Source organism: Providencia sp. PROV189, assembly GCF_028480065.1.
Taxonomy (GTDB): Bacteria; Pseudomonadota; Gammaproteobacteria; order Enterobacterales; family Enterobacteriaceae; genus Providencia; species Providencia stuartii.
The window spans coordinates 65,954-88,663 of the sequence record NZ_JAMPOG010000010.1; the positions used below are offsets into that span (position 1 = coordinate 65,954).

Annotated in this window: 22 protein-coding genes and 2 tRNA genes; 6 read left to right on the forward strand and 18 right to left on the reverse strand. The window is 43.4% G+C overall.

What is annotated here, in order from left to right; translation table 11 throughout:
* Positions 1-21 precede the first annotated feature (21 nt).
* The 10 genes from infB to rlmE all read right to left on the reverse strand — a co-directional run bounded on the left by infB (position 22) and on the right by rlmE (position 10,796).
* Entirely contained in the window at positions 22-2,754 is a 2,733-nt protein-coding gene (infB, locus tag PR833_RS08325) for a translation initiation factor IF-2 (protein ID WP_004915802.1), read from the reverse strand.
* 23 nt (positions 2,755-2,777) lie between these two features.
* Positions 2,778-4,286 (reverse strand): transcription termination factor NusA, encoded by a 1,509-nt coding sequence (gene nusA, locus PR833_RS08330; RefSeq protein ID WP_004915799.1) that lies wholly within the window; start codon positions 4,284-4,286, stop codon positions 2,778-2,780.
* Positions 4,287-4,309: 23 nt separating this feature from the next.
* Positions 4,310-4,762, reverse strand: a complete 453-nt coding sequence (rimP, locus tag PR833_RS08335) for a ribosome maturation factor RimP (RefSeq protein WP_014657325.1) — start codon at positions 4,760-4,762, stop codon at positions 4,310-4,312.
* Positions 4,763-4,968: 206 nt separating this feature from the next.
* Positions 4,969-5,045: transfer RNA gene (locus PR833_RS08340), tRNA-Met, on the reverse strand.
* A gap of 59 nt (positions 5,046-5,104) precedes the next feature.
* A tRNA-Leu gene (locus PR833_RS08345) sits at positions 5,105-5,194 on the reverse strand.
* A gap of 100 nt (positions 5,195-5,294) precedes the next feature.
* The gene (secG, locus tag PR833_RS08350; RefSeq protein ID WP_004915793.1) at positions 5,295-5,633 is read right to left on the reverse strand and encodes a preprotein translocase subunit SecG; all 339 of its coding nucleotides are present in this window, start codon (positions 5,631-5,633) and stop codon (positions 5,295-5,297) included.
* 260 nt (positions 5,634-5,893) lie between these two features.
* Positions 5,894-7,231 carry a phosphoglucosamine mutase gene (glmM, locus tag PR833_RS08355; RefSeq protein WP_004915791.1) on the reverse strand — a complete coding sequence of 446 codons (1,338 nt, stop codon included), beginning with the start codon at positions 7,229-7,231 and terminating at the stop codon, positions 5,894-5,896.
* Complete coding sequence (gene folP, locus PR833_RS08360) at positions 7,224-8,072, reverse strand: dihydropteroate synthase (protein ID WP_004915787.1); 849 nt, start codon at positions 8,070-8,072, stop codon at positions 7,224-7,226. Before folP ends, glmM begins: the two co-directional genes overlap by 8 nt.
* Before the next feature lie 66 nt (positions 8,073-8,138).
* Positions 8,139-10,118 (reverse strand): ATP-dependent zinc metalloprotease FtsH, encoded by a 1,980-nt coding sequence (ftsH, locus tag PR833_RS08365; protein WP_127891335.1) that lies wholly within the window; start codon positions 10,116-10,118, stop codon positions 8,139-8,141.
* A 48-nt stretch (positions 10,119-10,166) separates the two neighbouring features.
* Entirely contained in the window at positions 10,167-10,796 is a 630-nt protein-coding gene (gene rlmE, locus PR833_RS08370; RefSeq protein ID WP_004915770.1) for a 23S rRNA (uridine(2552)-2'-O)-methyltransferase RlmE, read from the reverse strand.
* A 206-nt stretch (positions 10,797-11,002) separates the two neighbouring features.
* Here rlmE and yhbY point away from each other — a divergent pair, with 206 nt between their 5' ends.
* A complete protein-coding gene (gene yhbY, locus PR833_RS08375) occupies positions 11,003-11,296 on the forward strand; it encodes a ribosome assembly RNA-binding protein YhbY (RefSeq protein ID WP_014657324.1) in 294 nt (97 codons plus the stop codon).
* Positions 11,297-11,414: 118 nt separating this feature from the next.
* Here the strand turns inward: yhbY and greA are convergent, their stop codons facing one another.
* Positions 11,415-11,891: a transcription elongation factor GreA gene (gene greA, locus PR833_RS08380; RefSeq protein ID WP_004915763.1), complete on the reverse strand. Its 477-nt coding sequence runs from the start codon at positions 11,889-11,891 to the stop codon at positions 11,415-11,417.
* A gap of 261 nt (positions 11,892-12,152) precedes the next feature.
* Here greA and dacB point away from each other — a divergent pair, with 261 nt between their 5' ends.
* Entirely contained in the window at positions 12,153-13,601 is a 1,449-nt protein-coding gene (gene dacB / locus PR833_RS08385; protein ID WP_004915760.1) for a serine-type D-Ala-D-Ala carboxypeptidase, read from the forward strand.
* A gap of 81 nt (positions 13,602-13,682) precedes the next feature.
* On the opposite strand, the gene cgtA is transcribed toward dacB, so the two are convergent.
* The 3 genes from cgtA to rplU form a co-directional block, all read right to left on the reverse strand.
* Positions 13,683-14,855: an Obg family GTPase CgtA gene (gene cgtA / locus PR833_RS08390; RefSeq protein ID WP_272526025.1), complete on the reverse strand. Its 1,173-nt coding sequence runs from the start codon at positions 14,853-14,855 to the stop codon at positions 13,683-13,685.
* Positions 14,856-14,985: 130 nt separating this feature from the next.
* On the reverse strand, positions 14,986-15,243 hold the full coding sequence (gene rpmA, locus PR833_RS08395) for a 50S ribosomal protein L27 (protein ID WP_004915755.1): 258 nt from the start codon (positions 15,241-15,243) through the stop codon (positions 14,986-14,988).
* Positions 15,244-15,262: 19 nt separating this feature from the next.
* Complete coding sequence (gene rplU, locus PR833_RS08400; protein WP_004915752.1) at positions 15,263-15,571, reverse strand: 50S ribosomal protein L21; 309 nt, start codon at positions 15,569-15,571, stop codon at positions 15,263-15,265.
* A gap of 334 nt (positions 15,572-15,905) precedes the next feature.
* Here rplU and ispB point away from each other — a divergent pair, with 334 nt between their 5' ends.
* Entirely contained in the window at positions 15,906-16,877 is a 972-nt protein-coding gene (ispB, locus tag PR833_RS08405; RefSeq protein WP_004915749.1) for an octaprenyl diphosphate synthase, read from the forward strand.
* Positions 16,878-16,918: 41 nt separating this feature from the next.
* Here ispB and PR833_RS08410 read toward each other — a convergent pair whose 3' ends face one another.
* Both PR833_RS08410 and PR833_RS08415 read right to left on the reverse strand, forming a co-directional pair.
* Entirely contained in the window at positions 16,919-17,281 is a 363-nt protein-coding gene (locus tag PR833_RS08410; RefSeq protein WP_004915746.1) for a DNA-binding protein, read from the reverse strand.
* A gap of 133 nt (positions 17,282-17,414) precedes the next feature.
* Positions 17,415-17,762 carry a DNA-binding protein gene (locus tag PR833_RS08415; protein ID WP_004915743.1) on the reverse strand — a complete coding sequence of 116 codons (348 nt, stop codon included), beginning with the start codon at positions 17,760-17,762 and terminating at the stop codon, positions 17,415-17,417.
* A gap of 515 nt (positions 17,763-18,277) precedes the next feature.
* Here PR833_RS08415 and PR833_RS08420 point away from each other — a divergent pair.
* Entirely contained in the window at positions 18,278-18,550 is a 273-nt protein-coding gene (locus PR833_RS08420) for a helix-turn-helix domain-containing protein (protein ID WP_004915739.1), read from the forward strand.
* A gap of 78 nt (positions 18,551-18,628) precedes the next feature.
* On the opposite strand, the gene mdh is transcribed toward PR833_RS08420, so the two are convergent.
* Positions 18,629-19,567: a malate dehydrogenase gene (mdh, locus tag PR833_RS08425; protein WP_004915736.1), complete on the reverse strand. Its 939-nt coding sequence runs from the start codon at positions 19,565-19,567 to the stop codon at positions 18,629-18,631.
* Between the two features lie 549 nt (positions 19,568-20,116).
* Between mdh and argR the strand changes: the two genes are divergently transcribed.
* Together argR and PR833_RS08435 are read left to right on the forward strand one after the other, a co-directional pair.
* Positions 20,117-20,587 (forward strand): transcriptional regulator ArgR, encoded by a 471-nt coding sequence (gene argR / locus PR833_RS08430; protein ID WP_004915733.1) that lies wholly within the window; start codon positions 20,117-20,119, stop codon positions 20,585-20,587.
* A gap of 77 nt (positions 20,588-20,664) precedes the next feature.
* A complete protein-coding gene (locus PR833_RS08435) occupies positions 20,665-21,051 on the forward strand; it encodes a DUF6122 family protein (protein ID WP_004915730.1) in 387 nt (128 codons plus the stop codon).
* 177 nt (positions 21,052-21,228) lie between these two features.
* Here PR833_RS08435 and mpl read toward each other — a convergent pair whose 3' ends face one another.
* Entirely contained in the window at positions 21,229-22,608 is a 1,380-nt protein-coding gene (gene mpl, locus PR833_RS08440; RefSeq protein WP_014657320.1) for a UDP-N-acetylmuramate:L-alanyl-gamma-D-glutamyl-meso-diaminopimelate ligase, read from the reverse strand.
* Between the last annotated feature and the right edge of the window lie 102 nt (positions 22,609-22,710).

A 22,710-nucleotide genomic window follows, 5' to 3' on the forward strand; every position in this document is an offset into this window, starting at 1 on the left:
CCTTCGCGGGTATAAAAGAAATTAACCGTCAATCGAACGTTTAACTTCAATCACTTCAAAGACTTCAATCATATCGCCAACACGGACATCGTTGTAGTTCTTAACACCGATACCACACTCCATACCATTACGGACTTCGTTGACGTCATCTTTAAAGCGACGCAGTGACTCCAGCTCACCTTCGTAAATAACCACGTTATCACGCAGAACACGGATTGGGTTATTACGCTTGATAGTACCTTCTGTCACCATACAACCAGCGATAGCACCAAACTTCGGTGATTTAAAGACGTCACGGACTTCTGCAAGACCCATGATTTGCTGTTTGTATTCAGGTGCTAACATACCGCTCATCGCTTGTTTGATTTCATCAATCAAGCTATAGATGACGGAGTAGTAACGTAAGTCAACACTTTCACTCTCAATAACGCGGCGAGCAGATGCGTCAGCACGAACGTTAAAGCCAAGAATGATCGCATTCGATGCCGCAGCCAGAGTTGCGTCAGTTTCGGTAATACCACCCACACCAGAACCGATGATTTTGATTTTAACTTCATCAGTCGATAGTTTTAACAGTGAGTCAGTAATCGCTTCACAAGTACCTTGAACGTCGGTTTTTAGAACAATGTTCAGTTCAGAAACTTTACCTTCTTCCATGTTAGCAAACATGTTTTCCAGTTTAGATTTCTGTTGGCGAGCCAATTTCACATCGCGGAATTTACCTTGGCGATACAATGCAACTTCACGTGCTTTTTTCTCGTCACGAACAACGGTGGCTTCATCACCTGCGGATGGAACATTGGATAGACCTAAAATCTCAACAGGCATTGATGGGCCAGCAGATTGAACTTCTTTACCGAGTTCGTTACGCATTGCACGAATACGGCCGTATTCAAAACCACAAAGAACAATATCGCCTTTGTTGAGCGTACCTTCTTGAACAAGAATCGTTGCAACTGGACCACGACCTTTATCAAGGTAAGATTCAACAACAACACCGCTTGCCATACCTGCGTAAACTGCTTTCAGCTCGAGGACTTCTGCTTGTAGCAAGATAGCATCAAGCAGCTCATCGATACCGGTACCTTTTTTCGCCGATACGCTAATAAACTGAGTATCACCACCCCAATCTTCAGAAATAACACCGTATTGTGACAGCTCATTTCTTACACGATCTGGATCCGCTTCTGGTTTATCAATTTTGTTCACAGCAACAACGATAGGCACACCCGCCGCTTTTGCGTGTTGGATGGCTTCGATAGTTTGTGGCATCACACCATCGTCTGCTGCAACAACCAGAACAACGATATCCGTCGCCTGAGCACCACGAGCACGCATTGACGTAAACGCGGCGTGACCCGGAGTATCTAAGAAGGTGATCATCCCTTTATCAGTTTTCACATGGTAAGCACCGATGTGCTGAGTGATACCACCTGCTTCGCCTGAAGCGACTTTCGTTGAACGAATATAGTCAAGCAGTGATGTTTTACCATGGTCAACGTGCCCCATGATGGTAACAACCGGTGCACGTGGCTCTTCAACTGCTGAACCCGTATCACGGTCATTCATTACCGCTTCTTCTAGCTCATTTTCGCGACGAAGGATAACTTTGTGACCCATCTCTTCTGCAACAAGCTGCGCAGTTTCTTGGTCAATGACTTGGTTGATAGTCGCCATCGCGCCCATCTTCATCATTGTTTTAATCACTTGTGAACCTTTCACCGCCATTTTGTTAGCGAGTTCACCAACAGTGATCGTTTCACCGATAACCACGTCACGGTTTACTGCTGCCGCAGGCTTGTTAAAGCTCTGTTGCAGTGAACTACCTTTACGTTGTTTACCTTTGACGCGATTAGAGCGGCCAGCAGCGCGTTCTTCTTCACGATCGGCTTTTTCAGAAAGCTTATTGCCTTTCTTTTGGCGAGGCGCTTTCGCACTACGGTTACGAGAACGACGACCTTCTTCTTTTTCGTCGCTTTCATCTTCCGCTGCACGAGCATGGCGAGAAGTCGTCGTGTGATAGTCACTATCGTCGTCGATTCTGGAATCATTGTTCCATTTTTCGTTGTTTTCTTCTGCCATTTTGCGAGCCTCTTCTGCGACACGTCTCGCTTCTGCTTCAACTTTACGTTGAGTTTCTTCTTCAACTTTACGCTTCAGAGCTGCTGCTTCAGCTTCACGGCGCTGTTTTTCAGAGTTGGTCTCACCGGCTTTGCCAGCTTTTTGATGATTTTCGCTTGATTTCACTTTTTCTCTTTCCGCTACTTCGCGCGTAGCTTTCTCAGCTGCTTCACGTTTTGCTTTCTCTTCGGCTGCACGCTTCGCTTCCGCTTCACGCTTCGCATTTTCTTCTGCGATACGTTTTGCTTCTGCTTCACGTTTAGCCAGTTCTTCAGCTTCGCGCCGTGCTTGCTCTTCCGCTTCACGCTTCGCCTGCTCTTCCGCTTGCGCTTGCTCAGCGTCGCGGTTCACATAAGTGCGTTTTTTGCGGACTTCTACATTTACCGATTTGCTCTTACCACCGGTGACTGGAACACTCAACGTACTACGCGTTTTACGTTGCAATGTTAACTTACTTGGCTGGCTCGCTGAACCGCCTTGCTCACGATTCAAGTGCCCCAGCAATGTTTCTTTTTCTGCCTGACTAACAGAGTCATTCTCACCTTTTTTGATCCCTGCTTCAGCAAATTGCTGTACCAGGCGTTCAACTGTGGTTTGAATTTCTGCTGCCAATGATTTTACAGTTTCTGTCATGCCGTTCCTTCCTGCTACAGTGTTTACGCATCGTTACCGAACCAGCAAATATTACGTGCGGCCATGATGAGTGCACCTGCCTTCTCACCATCCAGACCCTCGATATCAATCAGGTCGTCGATGCCCTGCTCAGCAAGATCTTCCAGTGTACAGATACCGCGAATAGCCAAATTATAGGCCAGAGTATTATCCATACCATCCAGATTCAATAAATCTTCTGCCGGCTGGTTATCACCTAGACTCTCTTTTTGAGCCAATTCAATCGTAGTGAGGGCAGCTTTCGCTCTTTCACGTAGAACTTCAACAGTTTCTTCATCTAAACCGTCAATTTCCAGAAGTTCTTTGATAGGCACGTAGGCCAGTTCTTCTAACGTCGAGAAGCCTTCTTCAACAAGTGCAGTGGCGAACTCTTCATCAATGTCAAGATGCTTAGTGAATGTGTCAATAGAAGCATGCGCTTCTGCCTGATGTTTTGCATTCAGCTCTTCTGCAGTCATGACATTCAATTCCCATTTGTCATCACCACGGTGTTTTTTCAGTAACTGTGCTGCTAAGCGCACATTTTGGCCGTTACGACCAATCGCCTGAGCTAAGTTACTGCTTTCTACGGCAACATCCATTGTACATTTGTCTTCATCAACCACAATAGATGCCACATCAGCCGGAGCCATTGCATTAATCACGAATTGAGCTGGGTTATCATCCCATAACACAATATCAATTCGCTCGCCGCCTAGCTCACTAGAAACAGCTTGAACTCGCGCGCCACGCATACCAACGCACGCACCGACCGGGTCAATACGCTTATCGTTAGTTTTTACTGCGATCTTAGCGCGAGAACCCGGATCACGAGCAGCGGCTTTGATTTCAATAATTTCTTCACCAATTTCTGGCACTTCAATGCGGAATAATTCAACCAACATTTCTGGGCGAGAACGGGTAACAAAAAGTTGTGCGCCACGTGCTTCCGGACGAACATCATACAGGACTCCACGGATGCGGTCACCTGGACGGAAGTTTTCACGCGGTAACATATCTTCTCGTAAGATCACCGCTTCAGCATTGTTACCAAGATCTAACGTGATATTTTCACGGTTTACTTTCTTAACTTGAGCGGTGATGATCTCACCTTGTTGCTCACGGAATTGATCAACCACCATCGCACGTTCCGCTTCACGTACTTTCTGTACGATCACTTGTTTTGCAGTTTGGGTTGTAATACGGTCGAAAGCAACGGACTCGATTTGGTCTTCAACGTATTCGCCCAGTTTTAGCTCTGGGTTTTCAAATTGTGCTGCTTCTAACGTAATTTCACGTGTTGGCATCGTTACATCTTCAACGATCAGCCAACGACGGAAGGTATCAAAATCACCGGATTTGCGATCGATTTCGACACGAACGTCAATTTCTTGCTCATATTTCTTTTTGGTTGCTGTCGCTAGTGCCGTTTCCAGTGCCTCGAAGATTTTTTCACGAGGGAGGGATTTTTCGTTAGAAACCGCTTCTACAACAGCCAGAATTTCTTTGTTCATCCTAGTTGCCTCATTGAACTTAATTAAAAGTGGGGTACCAAGTTAGCTTTCTGGATGTTGCCAAGGGCGAACACTTCATCCTTACCATCCACAGTAACCGTTATCATTTCACCTTCGACAGCTTTTATAATGCCTTGCCATCTACGGCGGTTCTGCATCGCAATGCGTAAAGTCAGTGCCACCTCTTCACCGACAAAACGCTCATAATGTGCGACAGTGAACAGTGGGCGTTCTAGCCCTGGTGACGATATTTCTAGGTTATAGACCACAGAGATTGGATCTTCGACATCCAATACTGCACTCACCTGATGGCTGACATCAGCACAATCATCAACAGTGATGCCTTCTTCACTATCAATGAAAACACGCAATGTCGATGTACGAGCACGGACAAACTCTAAGCCTACAAATTCAAAGCCAAGTGCTTCCACCGGTGCTGAAATCATCTCTGTCAATTTTTGTTCTAATGTGGACAAGCCCACCCCCAGACATAAAAAAAGGGCTATAAAAGCCCAGTTAATTCGATTGTCAAATAACAAAAAACCCCGAAATTTCGGGGCTTTATGAAACTGGACCCTGTAGTGCCAACGGGTTCACCATGTTCTTAGTATATCTTTAAAACCGTGATAAATCGATGAGAATTTCCGATAAATACATCTGATAAGATATGCTGACTAAGAATTGGTTGCGGGAGCCGGATTTGAACCGACGACCTTCGGGTTATGAGCCCGACGAGCTACCAAGCTGCTCCATCCCGCGTTCGAAAACGTGACATATTCTACACAAATAACCTGTAGAGCACAAGTTATCTTAAATAATGGTGCCGAGGACGGGACTTGAACCCGTACGCCCGTTTTGTAGGCACTACCACCTCAAGGTAGCGTGTATACCAATTTCACCACCTCGGCACTGAGGCGAGGTTATTGATGAATAACTTAACAATAACCTCAAATTCTTTTTTACTTTATTGATGATGGCTTAAATGCCTTCATCCGGAATCTTTAACACTTAACGAGGGATATCGCTCGTTGGTGTTGCTGGTGCTGCCGGAACGTCTGTTGGTTGCTCGACTTTTGCCGGTTCACTAATATTTTCCCATTTGCTACCAGTTCCATATTTATTGGCAGTCATATTGCCAAGGATCAAACTGATAATGAAAAATACAGCAGCCAAGATTCCAGTCATACGAGTCATGAAGTTACCAGAACCCGATGAACCAAACAGTGTTGCAGAGGCACCCGCACCGAATGACGCACCCATGTCAGCACCTTTACCTTGTTGTAACATGATCAGACCAATCAGGCCGATAGCTACCAACAAGAAAACAATTAAAAGAGCTATGTACATTTGAGTTACCTATTCAGTTTGCGGAACATAGTGTAACCACTATGACCTATAATACTGCACACCCGCTTATTTGCCGCTTAAGTATGACCTTTACGGGATTAAGCAGGTGCGAATACTAACCAAAGCTGAGCCGACAAGCAAGCCAAATTTCATTTCCTGAGTTCATTTGCGGAAAAAAACAGCAAATGAACTCGGGATGGGCAATTTTGTCAGGCTCTCAGTTAGTGCCTTATTTTTAAACGATCCTATCGTTAAAATGATTAACCTGCCGCTTTTACTGCATCAGCAATGCGGTTAGCCATCGCCAAAACGTCAGCTTCATTTTCACCTTCGACCATGACTCGAATCAAAGGTTCTGTACCTGATTTTCTCAGCAGAACACGACCTTTGCCTGCCAACTCTTTCTCGACTTGCTCACTCGCGGCCAATACAGCTTCACTTTGTAATGGGTCATGTGAGCCAGAAAAGCGTACGTTAACCAATACTTGCGGTAACAGTTTCATGCCACTGCATAAGTCATGCAAACTCATTTGGTTACGAACCATCGCACTGAGTACTTGCAGACCAGCCACAATACCGTCACCCGTCGTCGTTTTATCTAATAAGATAATATGACCTGAGTTTTCAGCCCCCATTCTCCAACCTTTTTCTTGGAGCTTCTCAAGTACATAGCGGTCACCCACTTTTGCGCGCTCAAAAGGAATGCCAAGTTGTTTCAGAGCGATTTCTAACCCCATATTGCTCATCAGCGTGCCGATAACACCACCTTTTAATTGGCCTTGACGTAATGCTTCACGCGCAATGATATAGAGAATTTGGTCACCATCGACTTTATTACCTTCATGGTCAACCATAATCAAACGGTCACCATCACCATCAAAGGCTAGCCCCACATCCGCTTTTTCTGCAAGCACACGCTCTTGTAGCATGCGAACATCCGTAGCGCCACACTTCTCATTTATGTTGATCCCATTAGGTTCACAGCCAATCGCGATGACTTCAGCCCCTAACTCACGAAATACATTCGGTGCAATATGGTAAGTTGCGCCATTAGCACAGTCGATAACGACTTTTAGGCTAGAGAGGCTTTGTTCACTAGGGAAAGTGCCCTTACAAAATTCAATATAACGACCCGCAGCATCAACAATACGGTTTGCGCGACCTAGCTCTGCGGATTCAACACATGTGATTGGTTTTTCCATCTCCGCTTCTATCGCTTCTTCGACTTCATCAGGCAATTTAGTCCCATCAATCGAGAAGAATTTAATCCCATTATCATCATAAGGGTTATGAGACGCAGAAATTACAATCCCCGCCTCAGCGCGGAAAGTACGTGTCAGATAAGCTACGGCAGGTGTTGGCATTGGGCCAGTAAATGACGCAGATAAACCCGCAGCCGCTAGACCCGCTTCTAAAGATGACTCCAACATATAACCGGAGATACGCGTATCTTTACCAATAATAATTTTTCGTGAGCCATGGCGAGCAAGAACTTTCCCTGCTGCCCAGCCTAATTTTAATACGAAATCAGGCGTGATTGGGCTGTCACCCACTTTGCCACGAATACCATCAGTACCAAAATATTTACGGTTACTCATACGCTAACTTTTCCTTTTCTGACAGAGTCATCTGAACGATCTGCATTGCTTGTACGGTCTCTTTGACATCATGTACACGAATAATCTGTGCGCCTTGCATCGCTGCAATAGTTGCGCAAGCAATACTTCCCACAAGCCTTTCTTGTGGTGGAACATTCAATAAGTTTCCAATCATAGATTTACGGGACATTCCTGCCAATAGCGGTAGTCCGAAATCATGAAACTGATCCAAATTTGCCAGCAGTTGATAATTATGTGACAGGTTTTTACCAAAACCAAAACCGGGATCGAGTATTATCTGCTGTTTATCGATACCTGCCGCGACACAACGCGCAATTTCAGCATCAAAATAAGCTTTAATATCTGCTACAACATTTTCATAATTAGGCGCATCTTGCATGGTTCTTGGCTGACCTTGCATATGCATAATACAAACGGGTAAGCCACTTTGTGCCGCAACTTCAATGGCTCCTGGCTCATGTAATGAGCGAATATCATTGATTAAGTGCATACCTGCTTTTGCGGCTTCTGACATCACTTCCGCTTTTGAAGTATCAACAGAAATCCACACATCAAAACGCTGTGCAATGGCTTCCACAATTGGAATAACTCTATCGAGTTCTTCATTGACAGAAACCTCTGCCGCTCCCGGACGCGTCGATTCACCGCCAATATCAATAATCGATGCCCCTTCATTCACCATCTTAGCGGCATGTTCCAATGCGTCATGATAACGATTATGAGTGCCACCATCTGAAAATGAATCAGGAGTAACATTCAAAATCCCCATCACTTTTGGTGTGGATAGATCGAGTTCACAAGCCCTTGCTCTAATTTTCATCGTTATTTCACCTTAACGTAAAAAACCCCAGAGAACTGGGGTTTTTCCATATCACTTAACGATAGCTTATTGTGGTTTGTTATCGTTTGTATTGTCTGATGAATGAGATTCATCATTACTGTTTTTTGGCTCTTCAGATTGAGGTTTTTCAGTCGTTGTTTCAGGTTTTGATGTATTAACCGCAGCACCAAAAGAACCCGTTACATTGTTGACTTTTTTGTCTTCATCCCAGCCCGCCGGTTCGCGTACAGGACGACGATTCATCAAATCATCAATCATTGGCATATCAATGGTTTCATATTTCAATAATGCATCTTTCATAGCATGCAGAATATCCATATTGTCTGTCAGCGTTTTATAGGCGACTTGGTAAGCACGCTCAATAATTGCTTTAATCTCTTCATCAATAATGCGAGCAGTTTCATCCGAATAAGTCGAGCTGTGCCCCGAGCGACCTAAAAATGCAGGCCCTTCCTCGTCAGCATACAGTACTGGCCCTAACTTCTCAGAGAAGCCCCACTGAGTCACCATTTTTCTAGCGGTGTTGGTTGCTTGCTGAATATCGCCTGACGCCCCTGTAGAGACTTTGTCATGACCATAAATTAACTCTTCTGCAATACGACCACCGTATGTGCTAGCGATATTCCCTTCTAATTTCTGACGGCTTGCACTGACTTGGTCGCCTTCAGGTAGATAGAAAGTAACGCCCAATGCACCCCCACGAGGGATAATCGTCACTTTATGCACAGGGTCATGCTCAGGCATCAGATAACCAACAATTGCATGGCCTGCTTCGTGATACGCGGTAGCTTCTTTTTGTTCTTCTGTCATCATCAAAGAACGATGTTCAGCCCCCAGCCATACTTTATCCCTAGCTTTTTCAAACTCAACCATTGAAACAACGCGTTTGTTGGCACGAGCCGCAAACAGGGCTGCTTCATTCACTAGGTTTGCCAATTCAGCACCGGAGAACCCAGGGGTTGCTCTAGCAAGGATGGCTGTATCAACAGCAGGATCAATAGGAACACGACGCATGTGAACTTTTAATATTTGTTCTCGACCGCGTACATCTGGTAAGCCTACCATAACCTGACGGTCAAAACGGCCTGGACGTAATAATGCAGGGTCCAAAACATCAGCACGGTTTGTTGCCGCAATAACAATAATACCCTCATTGCCTTCAAAACCGTCCATCTCAACCAGCATTTGGTTCAGAGTCTGTTCACGCTCATCGTGACCACCACCTAAACCAGCGCCACGTTGACGACCAACCGCATCGATTTCATCGATAAAGATAATACAAGGTGCTGCTTTTTTCGCTTGTTCGAACATATCACGAACACGCGATGCACCAACACCGACAAACATTTCAACAAAGTCAGAACCTGAAATCGTAAAAAATGGTACTTTGGCTTCACCGGCAATTGCTTTAGCAAGCAAAGTTTTACCTGTACCTGGAGGACCTACCATCAGGACGCCTTTTGGTATTTTACCTCCCAACTTCTGGAAACGAGCTGGTTCACGTAGAAAATCAACAATTTCACCAACTTCTTCTTTTGCTTCATCACAGCCAGCAACATCGGCAAAAGTCGTTTTGATTTGATCTTCCGTTAGCATTCGAGCTTTGCTTTTACCGAATGACATTGCTCCTTTACCGCCACCGCCTTGCATTTGGCGCATAAAGAAGATCCAGACACCGATCAGCAGAAGCATTGGGAACCAGGAAATAAAGATAGTTTGCAGAAAGCTAGGTTCTTCTGGTGGCTCACCAACGACAGTTACGTGCTTATTTAGCAACGTGTCTAACAGCTTCTCATCCTGCATAGGAAGATAAGTTGTATAACGGCTATTATCAGCCTTTCTGACGTTTAATTCACGACCTGTGATACGAACTTCACGTACCTGATCCTGAGCTAACTCATTGATAAACGTAGAATAATCAACTCTGCGATTATTCGAATCGCTTGGGCCAAAACTCTGGAACAAGGACATCAGAACAACTGCGATGACTAACCAGAGAATCAGGTTTTTCGCCATGTCACTCAAGGGATTAACCTCATATTACAACTGTGTTAACAAATAACGTTCAGGGTACTACAGTTTTAGCCCTGTCGCTACAATGTATACTTCACGCGATCGTGCCCGCGAAGATTCGGGTTTACGAACTTTTACTTTCGTAAATAGGGAACGGATATCCCTGAGGTACTCGTCAAAGCCTTCCCCCTGAAACACTTTAACAATAAAACTGCCCCCAGGAGCCAGCACAGCACGGCACATATCCAATGCTAACTCAACCAAATACATCGACCGAGGTATATCGACCGCGGGAGTCCCACTCATATTGGGAGCCATGTCAGACATGACCACCTGGACTTTTTTATCTCCAACCCGCTCTAACAGTGCAGCTAGCACTGCTTCTTCACGAAAATCTCCTTGAAGGAAATCAACGCCAACAATCGGGTCCATCGGTAAAATATCACAAGCAATCACCCGGCCATTATGGCCTATTTGACTAACCACATACTGTGACCAGCCTCCGGGTGCTGCCCCCAAATCAACAACGGTCATACCTGGTTTAAAAATTTTATCACTTTGCTGGATTTCATCCAGTTTAAACCATGCACGTGAGCGAAGCCCTTTTTTTTGTGCTTGTTGAACATATTTATCACTAAAATGTTCTTGCAACCAGCGACTAGAGCTTGCCGAACGTTTTTTATTGGCCATTGCATTTTCCAACTATACTAAATAGAGCACATCTATCCCCATCATTTTTCGGCCTACATGAACGTTGATGATACCACTGCATGTAATTCGAATTATTTTGGGTGTTCATTGTTACTTCTTTACCATCCGATAAATATAATTGATGGTGATAGATATCAGATGGCGGTAGAATAAGCCATTTTCAATACTAACGAAGCAAAAAATCGATGAATCTTAATAAAAAACAAATCCAACACCTGAAAAGCCTCGCTCATCACCTCAACCCAGTTGTTATGATTGGTAACAATGGGTTAACTGAGGGTGTTTTAGCTGAGATTGAACTTTCATTAGCACATCATGAGCTTATCAAAGTCAAAATCGCAGGCGAAGATCGCGAAACTAAAAATTTGATCGCCGCAGCGATCGTTCGCGAAACAGGTGCTGTTAATGTACAAATTATAGGCAAGATACTTGTTCTCTACCGTCCATCGGATGAGCGCAAAATTATTTTACCTAAATAATCACCCTTAATTTATATAAAAATGCCATTGAAGGCAGCTTTTATATGAAGAAAAAGGCCGCCAGCGGCCTTTTTCGCTAATACAGTAAAATAATATAACCAATTCAGGCAAATAGGAATCAGATATACTCAACTTTAAGAATTTCGAACTCAACGTCGCCACCGGGCGTTTTGATAGTGACAACATCATCCTGTTCTTTACCGATCAAGCCGCGTGCAATCGGTGAGTTAACGGAAATCAGATTGATTTTAATATCTGCTTCATCATCACCCACAATGCGATAAGTCAGCTCTTCATCCGTATCAACATTCAACACAGTAACTGTCGCACCAAAAATCACACGACCATTGTTTGTCATTTTCGTGACGTCAATAACCTGAGCATGGGAAAGCTTGGATTCAATTTCTTGAATTCGGCCTTCACAAAAGCCCTGTTGTTCGCGAGCGGCATGATATTCTGCGTTCTCTTTCAAGTCACCGTGTTCGCGGGCTTCCGCAATCGCTGCAATAATTTCCGGGCGGCGGACAGATTTAAGATAATCGAGCTCTTCTCGTAACTTATCTGCACCCAATACCGTCATTGGAATCTGTTTCATTGATAAATACCTCTGTTTCAATCCTATCTAAAAATAAGTATCTTCCTGATTTTTGTAACAACAGTACACTGAACCGCCCCATGGTTAATGGGGAGGCTCAAACAATACACAGGCTGTGAATGTGTCTTTAAAACCCATTCACACACTTATCTTATCACAATGCTAACCATTCTAACGTAGAGTTAATAGCGGGTCATCGTTTACTTTTTCAGGCATTACACTTTAGTATGTACAGTATGTCTACCCTAATGCGTGAAATTTATGCCGTTATTAACACTTACCAGAAAATGGATCATCACTTTAGGACTTGTCTTCACCACAGGACAAGCATTTGCCATTCCAATTGATGATTATAAGCAATATTTACCCGATGGTACTAACCTCGCTCTGGTTGCGCAAAAAGTCGGTAGTGACACCCCCATTATTGATTACAATGCGCAGCAAATGGCACTGCCTGCAAGTACCCAAAAAGTCGTCACTGCCCTCGCGGCTTTGCTACAGCTTGGTCCTGATTACCGTTTTGTGACGAATTTCGAAACCAATGCAAAATTAAACAACAATACGCTAACGGGCGACCTCGTTATCCGCTTTAGTGGCGACCCAACACTCACACGCCAGCAAATCCGCAATATGGTCAATGCGCTGAAACAGATTGGTATCCACAAAGTTGAAGGTGATTTAATTGTCGATATTTCGGCATTTACTAGCCATGATAAAGCGCCGGGCTGGGTATGGAACGATATGACGCAATGCTTTAGTGCACCGCCTGCCGCAGCCATTATCGATAGAAACTGTTTTTCTGTTTCACTCTATCCCGCTCAAAAAATAGGGGATATGGCTTATATCAAGGCAGCCAGTTTCTACCCCGTCAATATGTTCAGTGAGGTTAAAACATTAGCCAAGGGAGACCCTGAAGGGCGTTATTGTGAACTGGATGTGGTTCCTGGCGAGCTAAATCGCTACACGTTAACAGGCTGTCTATCACAACGTAGTGAACCTCTCCCCCTTGCCTTTGCGGTACAAAATGGCGCAAGCTATTCCGGCGCTATTGTTAAAAATGAACTGCAAAATGCGGGCATAGCGCTAACAGGGCATGTCAAAAAGCGTACCCAACCAACGGCACAATCGCAGGTCCTCGTCAAAACCGAATCTCAGCCGCTGCATGACCTATTGAAGGTGATGTTGAAAAAATCAGACAATATGATTGCTGATACTGTCTTTCGTACTATTGGTCGAGACTATTACGGTGTTCCCGGTACGTGGCGCTCGGGGTCGGATGCTGTTAGGCAGGTTTTAAAACAAAAAGCGGGCATCGATTTAGGTAATACCGTTATGGTCGACGGCTCTGGTTTATCCCGCCATAACCTGATCACGCCGACGACAATGATGGAAATTCTACAATTTATCGCTAAAAACGATCAGCAACTTGATTTTATCTCTATGCTGCCTCTTGCAGGACATGACGGTACATTACGTTACCGTGGCGGCTTAGATGAAGCCGGTGTGAATGGCAAAGTTTCAGCTAAAACAGGGGCTTTACAAGGCGTCTATAACTTAGCAGGCTTTATCACGACGGCTAGTGGGCAACGCGTTGCTTTCGTACAGTTTATCTCTGCCTATGCGGTACCACAAAACCAACAACGGAGCCGACGCGTTCCTCTCGTGCGTTTTGAGAGTCGGTTGTATAAAGATCTTTACCAGAAAAATTGATCCTTCGATCAATTCCCCGTAAATAAAACAATCTTTATATTTGAAAAAACCCCCAATCATTGGGGGTTTTTCTGAGATTGATTATTTCTGATAGATGATTTCGACACCTTCGTCGTCATCTTCGTCCCAATCATCATCCCAGTCATCCAGATCTTCAGCACCTTCGAGTTGCTTTTTATGGTAGTCATCCCACATAAATTCAACTTTTTCAGGCTGTTTTTCATCTTCCGATGCTGCCATATCACGCGGCTGAGTTTCCATAAACTCCATAATATCCCAACACAGTGCCTTCACACCTTCGTGATTCACCGCGGAGATCATATAGTATTTATCTTCCCAGCCCATCGCTTTAGCGATTTCAGCAGCACGTTTTGCGGACTCTTCAGGGCCTAAAATATCCACTTTGTTAAACACTAACCAACGTGGTTTTTCTGCCAGTTTTTCGCTGTATTTTTCGAGTTCGCTAATAATGATCTTGGCATTTTCCACAGGATCCGATTCATCGATCGGGCAGATGTCGATCAGATGCAATAGCACGCGACAGCGCTCTAAGTGTTTAAGGAAACGGATCCCTAAACCTGCGCCTTCCGCAGCACCTTCGATTAACCCTGGAATATCCGCAACCACAAAGCTTTTTTCGTTATCCATACGCACGACACCTAAGCTCGGTACTAGCGTAGTAAATGGATAATCAGCGACTTTTGGTTTCGCTGCCGATACCGAACGAATAAAGGTCGATTTACCCGCGTTCGGCATCCCTAGCATACCCACATCAGCGAGCAGCATCAGCTCTAACATCAGCTCACGAGTTTCACCAGGCGTCCCCATCGTACGTTGACGTGGAGCGCGGTTAACTGAAGATTTAAAGCGTGTATTACCCAAACCGTGGAAACCGCCCTTCGCGACCATTTGGCGCTGCTCATGGCGAGTCATATCACCCAGTATTTCTCCAGTACCGAGATCGCGTATACGCGTTCCGACAGGCACCTTGATCGTGATATCTTGACCACGTTTCCCTGTACAGTCACGACTTTGACCATTTTGCCCACGCTCTGCGCGGAAAGATTTTTCAAAACGGTAGTCGATGAGTGTATTCAGGTTTTCGTCGGCTTGCAGATAGACATCACCACCATCGCCGCCGTCACCACCGTCAGGACCGCCTTTTGGAATGTATTTTTCGCGGCGGAAGCTGACACAACCATTGCCACCATCCCCCGCCACAACCAATATTTTGGCTTCATCTACAAATTTCATAATTCTTTCTCCGTATGATAGCCATTATAGTGCTGGATGGCCGTGTTACCCAGAGATGGCGTATTCTAAATATAAAAAGCCCCGCAAAAAGTTTTTGCAGGGCTTTAATTCGAATTAAAAGTCAGAAAACTTATTCAGCTTCGATGCTGATAAATTTACGGTTTTGTGGACCTTTAACTTCAAATTTAACTTTTCCGTCCGCTAAAGCGTACAGAGTGTGGTCACGGCCACAACCTACGTTGTTACCTGCGTGGAACTTAGTACCACGTTGACGAACGATGATGCTACCTGCTAATACAGCTTCGCCACCGAAACGTTTTACACCCAGACGTTTTGCTTCTGAATCGCGACCGTTACGAGTCGAGCCGCCAGCCTTTTTGTGTGCCATTAATCTGCTCTCCTAAATCTTAAGCGATGCCAGTGATCTTAACATCAGTGAACCACTGACGGTGACCCTGTTGTTTACGGCTGTGTTTACGACGACGGAATTTGACAATCTTAACTTTATCGCCACGACCGTGTGCAACCACTTCCGCTTTCACTTTAACGCCTTCAACGACAGGAGCGCCAATTTTGATATCGTCGCCATTAGCAACCATCAGAACGTGATCAAATTCAACAGTTTCACCTGTTGCGATGTCCAGCTTTTCTAGGCGGACAGTTTGACCTTCGCTAACTCGGTGTTGTTTACCACCACTTTGGAAAACCGCGTACATATTAACTCCGCTTTCCGCGTACCCGCTAAAAAATTTAATTCCTGAGCACGCTATAAAATATTCACAATAGGGCGCGAATTCTACGCAAAAAAGCGTCAGAACACAAGCCAATAATGCATTTAGATCACAAAAAAACCGACTTTTTTATTCCATACTCCGGTCAGCCTTTGATTTATGATGAATAACTCGAATTGTTACTTATTTAAACATTTTTTGCATTACAACTAATTATCTTAGAAATATTAATGTTATGCTTAGGCTATAACTGTTCTATTGGCGACACCTTTTTGACTAAAGGGTGGCGGCTAAAATCCTATAATATGAATAAATTACGATGAATTTAGAATCTATTGTTGAACTGACTAGCGAGGATATGTCAGCAGTAAACGAAGCAATCCTCAGTCAATTGAATTCAGACGTTGCGCTAATTAACCAACTTGGTTATTACATTGTTAGCGGTGGTGGGAAAAGGATCCGTCCAATGATCGCGGTATTGGCAGGACGATCCCTTGGTTATTCAGGGCAAAAACATATTCAAGTTGCTGCGCTGATCGAGTTTATCCATACTGCAACTTTATTGCATGATGATGTTGTCGACGAATCCGACATGCGCCGCGGTAAACAAACAGCGAACGCCGTATTTGGTAATGCTGCGAGTGTCCTCGTTGGGGACTTTATTTATACACGATCCTTCCAAATGATGACGGATCTTGACTCGATGCGTGTCCTTAAACTCATGTCGGAAGCGACGAACGTTATCGCTGAAGGTGAAGTCTTACAGTTAATGAACTGTAATGATCCTAACATTACTGAAGAAAACTACATGCAAGTGATCTACAGTAAAACCGCTCGTTTGTTTGAAGCTGCCGCGCATGCATCGGCAATTTTAGCATCAGCAACCCCCGAGCAAGAGAAAGCCTTGCAAGATTACGGTCGCTATCTCGGCACTGCCTTTCAATTGATTGATGATTTGTTGGATTATGACGCAGATAATAAGCAATTAGGCAAAAATACCGGGGATGACCTTGATGAAGGGAAGCCTACGCTGCCCCTACTTCATGCAATGAACCATGGAACCGAGGAAGAAGCCGCCTTGATCCGCCAAGCGATCGAGCAGGGCAATGGCCGTCACCTACTGGACACTGTGCTGGCAACTATGAAACGTTGCGGCTCACTGGAGTACACCTACGCTCGCGCAAAAGAGGAATCGCAAAAAGCCATTGATGCTTTGAGTACTCTTGATGATTCAGTTTATAAAGACGCGTTAATCAGCCTCGCAGAGGTGGCTATTTCACGTCACTCATAGCGTTAAACGTATCGTTTTGAATGCGATGAGGGGGAAAGAGACTACTCTTCCCCTTTTTCTTCTTTTTCGATCCTAGCGAGCAATGATGAAAGGCCATAACGCAAAATATATTTCACCACTTTATCACGCTCCGCTTCAGTGAGTTGGTAATAGGCTTCCATCCAAATTTGTGAAGCATCCATTCTTTGGCTTTGATAGCCCACTGAAGGCTCAGAAAGACTCAATTGACTCTGTATTTCTCCAGGTAAGCTCTCTAGATGATACTCGACGGCTTTACCTTGAACGCCACGCTTACGACGATTTTTCCATCCTTCTCTTCTAGCCATCAAATTAATACCTTGAGGAGAAGTTGGTAAGCCTTCTAAACCTGCTAATTCTTTCGCAGTGAACCACATTTTTTTCATATTATCTCTTTCGAACTTATATTATGAAATCTGCCGTTGAGGCTCTATCTAAATATTGTTAATAAAGAATATGTTGAGTACCAATATGCCTATTCTTCATTATTGAATTACCCAAACCGATTTTTTAGGTAAATTATTTTTTATTTATTAAATCTACCAATGCTATTACACCTTCACGCATAATAAATGCCAATATAAGGTTACGCTCTTCCGGAGAAAGCTGGTGATAAACTTCCTGCCAAATAAATGCATTATCATGATGTTTTGCTTGATATAATGCAGGGGCTTCATAAACAGAAAGGGGCTCAAATAAACCTTCAGGCAAACTATTAATATGATATTCCAACGCCTTTCCTTGAATCCCCCGCCGCTTGCGGCATAACCAGTTTTCACGACGAGCCATCGCATTGATACCTTGAGTAGTCATTGGGAGTCCTTTTAAGCCAACTAACTCTTTCGCCGTTAACCATTCTTTTTGCATGCCTGACCCTCCTAGTCACGATTTACAATTTAATAATAATTGCTGAAAAACGTGTTTATTTTCTCAATAACCTTTTTCTTTTTTGTTTTATTAATATTTATTATTAATTAATTTATGAGTTATACATGTAAAGTATATTTTAATTTCTTTTAATAACAATAGATTGGATATACACGAGGTCACAGCTATCTTTTTTCATGCGATCGTCTTTATATATTAGCTGTACTTATAACATCTATCATTAATATGTGATTTTTACAGATAACCCAAACTAGTTAGTTTTTACTTTCAATATGTTAGATAAAATCACAAATATATATGCCAAATCTTTCTTATATTTCATAAAAATAAAACTCCTTTCATAAAACTGAATTTTTAGAAAAAATTAGAAATAATTTTGGAAAATTTCTGTTATTTTATTTCCAATAACAGGGCTATTGCAGTGAATGTATCACAATCTCCTGTTAGATGTACTACTAACTCTACATGATTCTGAGTAAAAAAAGGACTAAAAAATGATCTTACGGAAATCGGATTGGCATCCAGCAGATATAATTGCCGCTTTACGTAAACGCGGAACGACTTTAGCAGCAATATCTCGACAAGCAGGTTTAAGCTCCTCCACACTGGCGAATGCCTTATCTCGTCCTTGGCCTAAAGGTGAATGGATTATTGCGAATTATCTCGGAATTCATCCTTCAGAGATATGGCCAAGCCGCTATTTCAATCCAATTACAGGTGAATTATTAGAAAGAAAAGTAAGAGAAAAAACCCCAACCTCAAGCTGAAAGAATATAAAAAAAACCGCTGCCCCAACAATATCAGGACAGCGGTTTTCTTAAGAAATAAGTGAAAATTAATAGCAATTAGCCATTAATGAATTTTTCACCTAGTTCGATATCTTTTCTCAGTACATCAAGCATGTCTTTCAGTGCTTTTTGTTCAAACTCACTCAGTTTGCCGTAAGAGATATGCTCTTCGATACCATTTTTACCTAAACGGACTGGCTGAGCAAAGAAGCGAGCGTGTTCACCTTCACCTTCGGTGTAAACACATTCGATAACATTTGGCTCACCTTGTAGGCCACGGATCAGAGACAGGCCTAGACGTGCTGCTGCTTGGCCCATTGACAGTGTTGCAGATCCGCCACCTGCTTTTGCTTCAACAACTTCAGTACCTGCGTTTTGGATACGTTTAGTCAGAGCAACAACTTCTTCATCGGTGAAGCTAACACCTGGGATCTGAGACAATAGAGGCAGGATAGTAACACCTGAGTGACCACCGATGACAGGCACTTCGATTTCGTGTGGTTTCTTACCTTTCAGTTCAGCAACGAAAGTATTAGAACGGATGATATCCAGAGTCGTTACACCGAATAGACGGTTTTTGTCGTAAACGCCTGCTTTTTTCAGCACTTCAGCCGCAATAGCCACTGTTGTGTTAACTGGGTTAGTAATGATACCGATTAATGCTTTTGGACAAGTATCAGCGATTTGTTGAGTCAAATTGCGAATAATACCCGCGTTAACATTAAATAGGTCTGAACGATCCATACCTGGTTTACGAGCAACACCTGCTGAGATCAGGACAACATCAGCGCCTTTCAGTGCAGGAGTCGCATCTTCACCTGAGAAACCAACTACTTTAACGTCAGTTGGGATATGGCTAAGGTCCGCAGCAACACCCGGAGTTACTGGTGCGATGTCATATAGTGAGAGTTCTGAACCTGCTGGAAGCTGGTTTTTAAGAAGAAGGGCCAGAGCCTGACCAATACCACCTGCTGCGCCTAGGACTGCAACTTTCATTCTGAAACTCCTTTATTTGTACTTAAAAAAGTATATTGATTCATCTTGTTATGTAGTAAACACATTACTGATAAAAAACAATTCATTAACAGATGTTGAAGCATATTAATGTGTATAGGCTTACGCACTGATTTCATCTATTCTAAACAAAATCCTTATCTGTTAATGAGATAAGGGGCACTTTTTTAACAAATAGTTTTTATCACTATTGATTTTTGCATAATAAATTGTTTTTACTGCTGATAATCCCGTTATTCACAAAGTGATTAACAAAAAATTTACACCTTTTGGCAACAAATTGCATTACCTCTCTATGCTACTGGGTCTATTTTCTTCTTATATAGGCATAAATCATTAAGATTATTGATTATTTTTATTTATCAACTTTTGCTAAACTAAACTTTCATCAATGTTCTCTTTTTATGCATAAAAAAGACAATAGCCTTCATTTTTCATCGTATACAAAACCATCATAACGCAATTTTGTTGCATAAAAATTCACATTTACAGATAATACAGACCAATTTATTGTCATAGGATGGGTTAATTATGCGTACACCGTCTAAACAAGAAGACTTGGTTAAAGCGTTCAAAGCGCTGCTTAAAGAAGAAAAATTTAGCTCTCAGGCTGAAATTGTTATCGCACTGCAAGAGCAAGGCTTTGAAAATATCAACCAATCAAAAATTTCCAGAATGCTGACTAAGTTCGGTGCTGTGCGCACTCGCAACGCAAAAATGGAAATGGTCTACTGCTTACCCACAGAGCCTGGCGTTCCCACGGCGACTAGCCCATTAAAAAACCTAGTACTGGATATCGATTACAACCATTCTGTTGTGGTGATCAGAACAAGCCCCGGCGCCGCACAATTGATTGCACGCTTGCTAGATTCTTTAGGGAAAGCGGAAGGGATCTTAGGCAGTATCGCAGGGGACGATACCATTTTCTCTACACCAGCGAATAATTTTACAACTAAAGAGCTTTACGAAGCGATCCTTTCACTCTTTGATCAAGAGCTTTAAATCCATTTTTATTTTTTAATTTCTATTCCATTCGCGCATTCGTGCGCGATTGAATATAAAAACGATGGGCTATCAAAGTGATATTTGAGATATTCAGAAACGTTGTGCACTATGGATTTCACTTTTTAGTTCCCATTCTCTTCGGTTATCTATTTTGGCGCAAAAATTGGAAATTAGCGTCACTGCTTATGATAGCCACGATGGCGATTGATTTAGACCATCTTCTTGCGGATCCAATTTTTGATCCTAATCGCTGTGGCATTGGTTTTCACCCATTACATACTCTCTGGGCGGCAATCGCTTATTGTATCCTCTTTTTGATGCCATCGTGGAAATTAAAGGCTATCGCTGTTGGTTGTCTTTTCCATCTCTGCACAGATTCTTTAGATTGCTACATGGGCAGCCTAAAACAAGAGCTACAGTATAGTTATTGTTATAGTCGCCAATTTATTGAGGCGAGTTAACATTTAGCCTCGGCACACCTCGCCAAGAGCGCGATTTTACAGCGCTAACCCAATGCATTTCACCAATATCATTCACTGAGTTTAGTCGTATAACATACGAGACGTTTTCTACTATCCAAAAACAAAAAATGCCACTGTCCTGTTAAGGGAAGTGGCATTTTGCGTCAGCCATTATATTTAGTCGTCTAACTCTGTCTCTGCTTTATTTTTTAAGCCGGCGAGTAACTTACCGTGGATATCACCAAAACCTCCATTACTCATAACAAGAATATGATCGCCTGGCTGAGCGGTTTCAATGACCATTTGTGCCAACGCATCAATATCACCACTCCAACGGGCAGGTTGAACACATTTTTCCGCAATTTCAGTGACCATCCACGGAATATTGCTTGGCTGGAATAAGAAAACTTCATCAGCACGACCTAACGCCGGAGCAATATCACTTTTATTAACCCCTAACTTCATAGTATTAGAGCGTGGCTCTAATACCGCCAGTATGCGGGAAGTACCCCCAACTTTACTGCGCAGCGCTTCCAGTGTTGCGAGGATCGCCGTTGGATGATGAGCAAAATCATCATAAACACTGACACCATACTCAACCCCCCGTAATTCAAGGCGGCGACGAGCATTAATAAATTTACCTAAAGCAAAGCACGCTTCTTTGGCGGGCACGCCTACGTGATGTGCTGCGGCAATTGCCATCAACGCATTTTGGATATTGTGATTACCCACTTGTGACCAATTCACTTCACCCACACGTTGTTGTTGATAATAGACTTCGAACTGGCTGCCATCGTGGTTCAGCTTTTTCGCTTGCCATTCACCATGTTCACCGACGAACTCTTGCTCACTCCAGCAGCCCATCGTCATAACCTGTTTAAGGTTATTATCGCTATCTGGCATGAAAATTTTACCGCTAGCAGGCACAATACGAACAAGATGGTGGAACTGTTTTTGGATGGCTTCTAAATTTTCAAAAATATCGGCATGGTCGAACTCAAGGTTATTGAGCACCAGCGTTCTTGGACTGTAGTGTACAAATTTCGAACGCTTATCGAAAAACGCGCAATCATACTCATCAGCTTCAATCACAAAAAAGGGACTTTCCCCTAATTGGGCTGATACTTCAAAGTTCCCTGGCACGCCTCCAATTAAAAACCCTGGTTTATAACCGCAATCTTCTAAGATCCAAGCAAGCATCCCCGCCGTGGTTGTTTTACCATGGGTGCCCGCGACAGCGAGTACCCAGCGTTCAGGAAGTACATGATCATGTAGCCATTGTGGACCAGATGTATAAGTGAGGCCTTTTTCCAATACCGCTTCAACACAAGGGTTACCACGCGTCATCGCATTACCAATAACGACCATATCAGGTGCTGGTTCTAGCTGACTAGGGTCATAGCCCTGAATGAGTTCAATACCTTGCTTTTCTAGTAAGGTACTCATCGGAGGGTACACGTTTGTATCGGAGCCTGTTACTTTATGCCCGAGGGAGCGAGCCAGTATTGCCAAGCTCCCCATAAACGTACCGCAGATACCCAAAATATGTATGTGCATTATTTTCCATCCAATAGCATGAGGTTTGTCACTATTCTACCCATCAACGTTAGGTTTATATAGACAAAAAATTCGAATTAAATACAGGGAAAAATAGGCAGA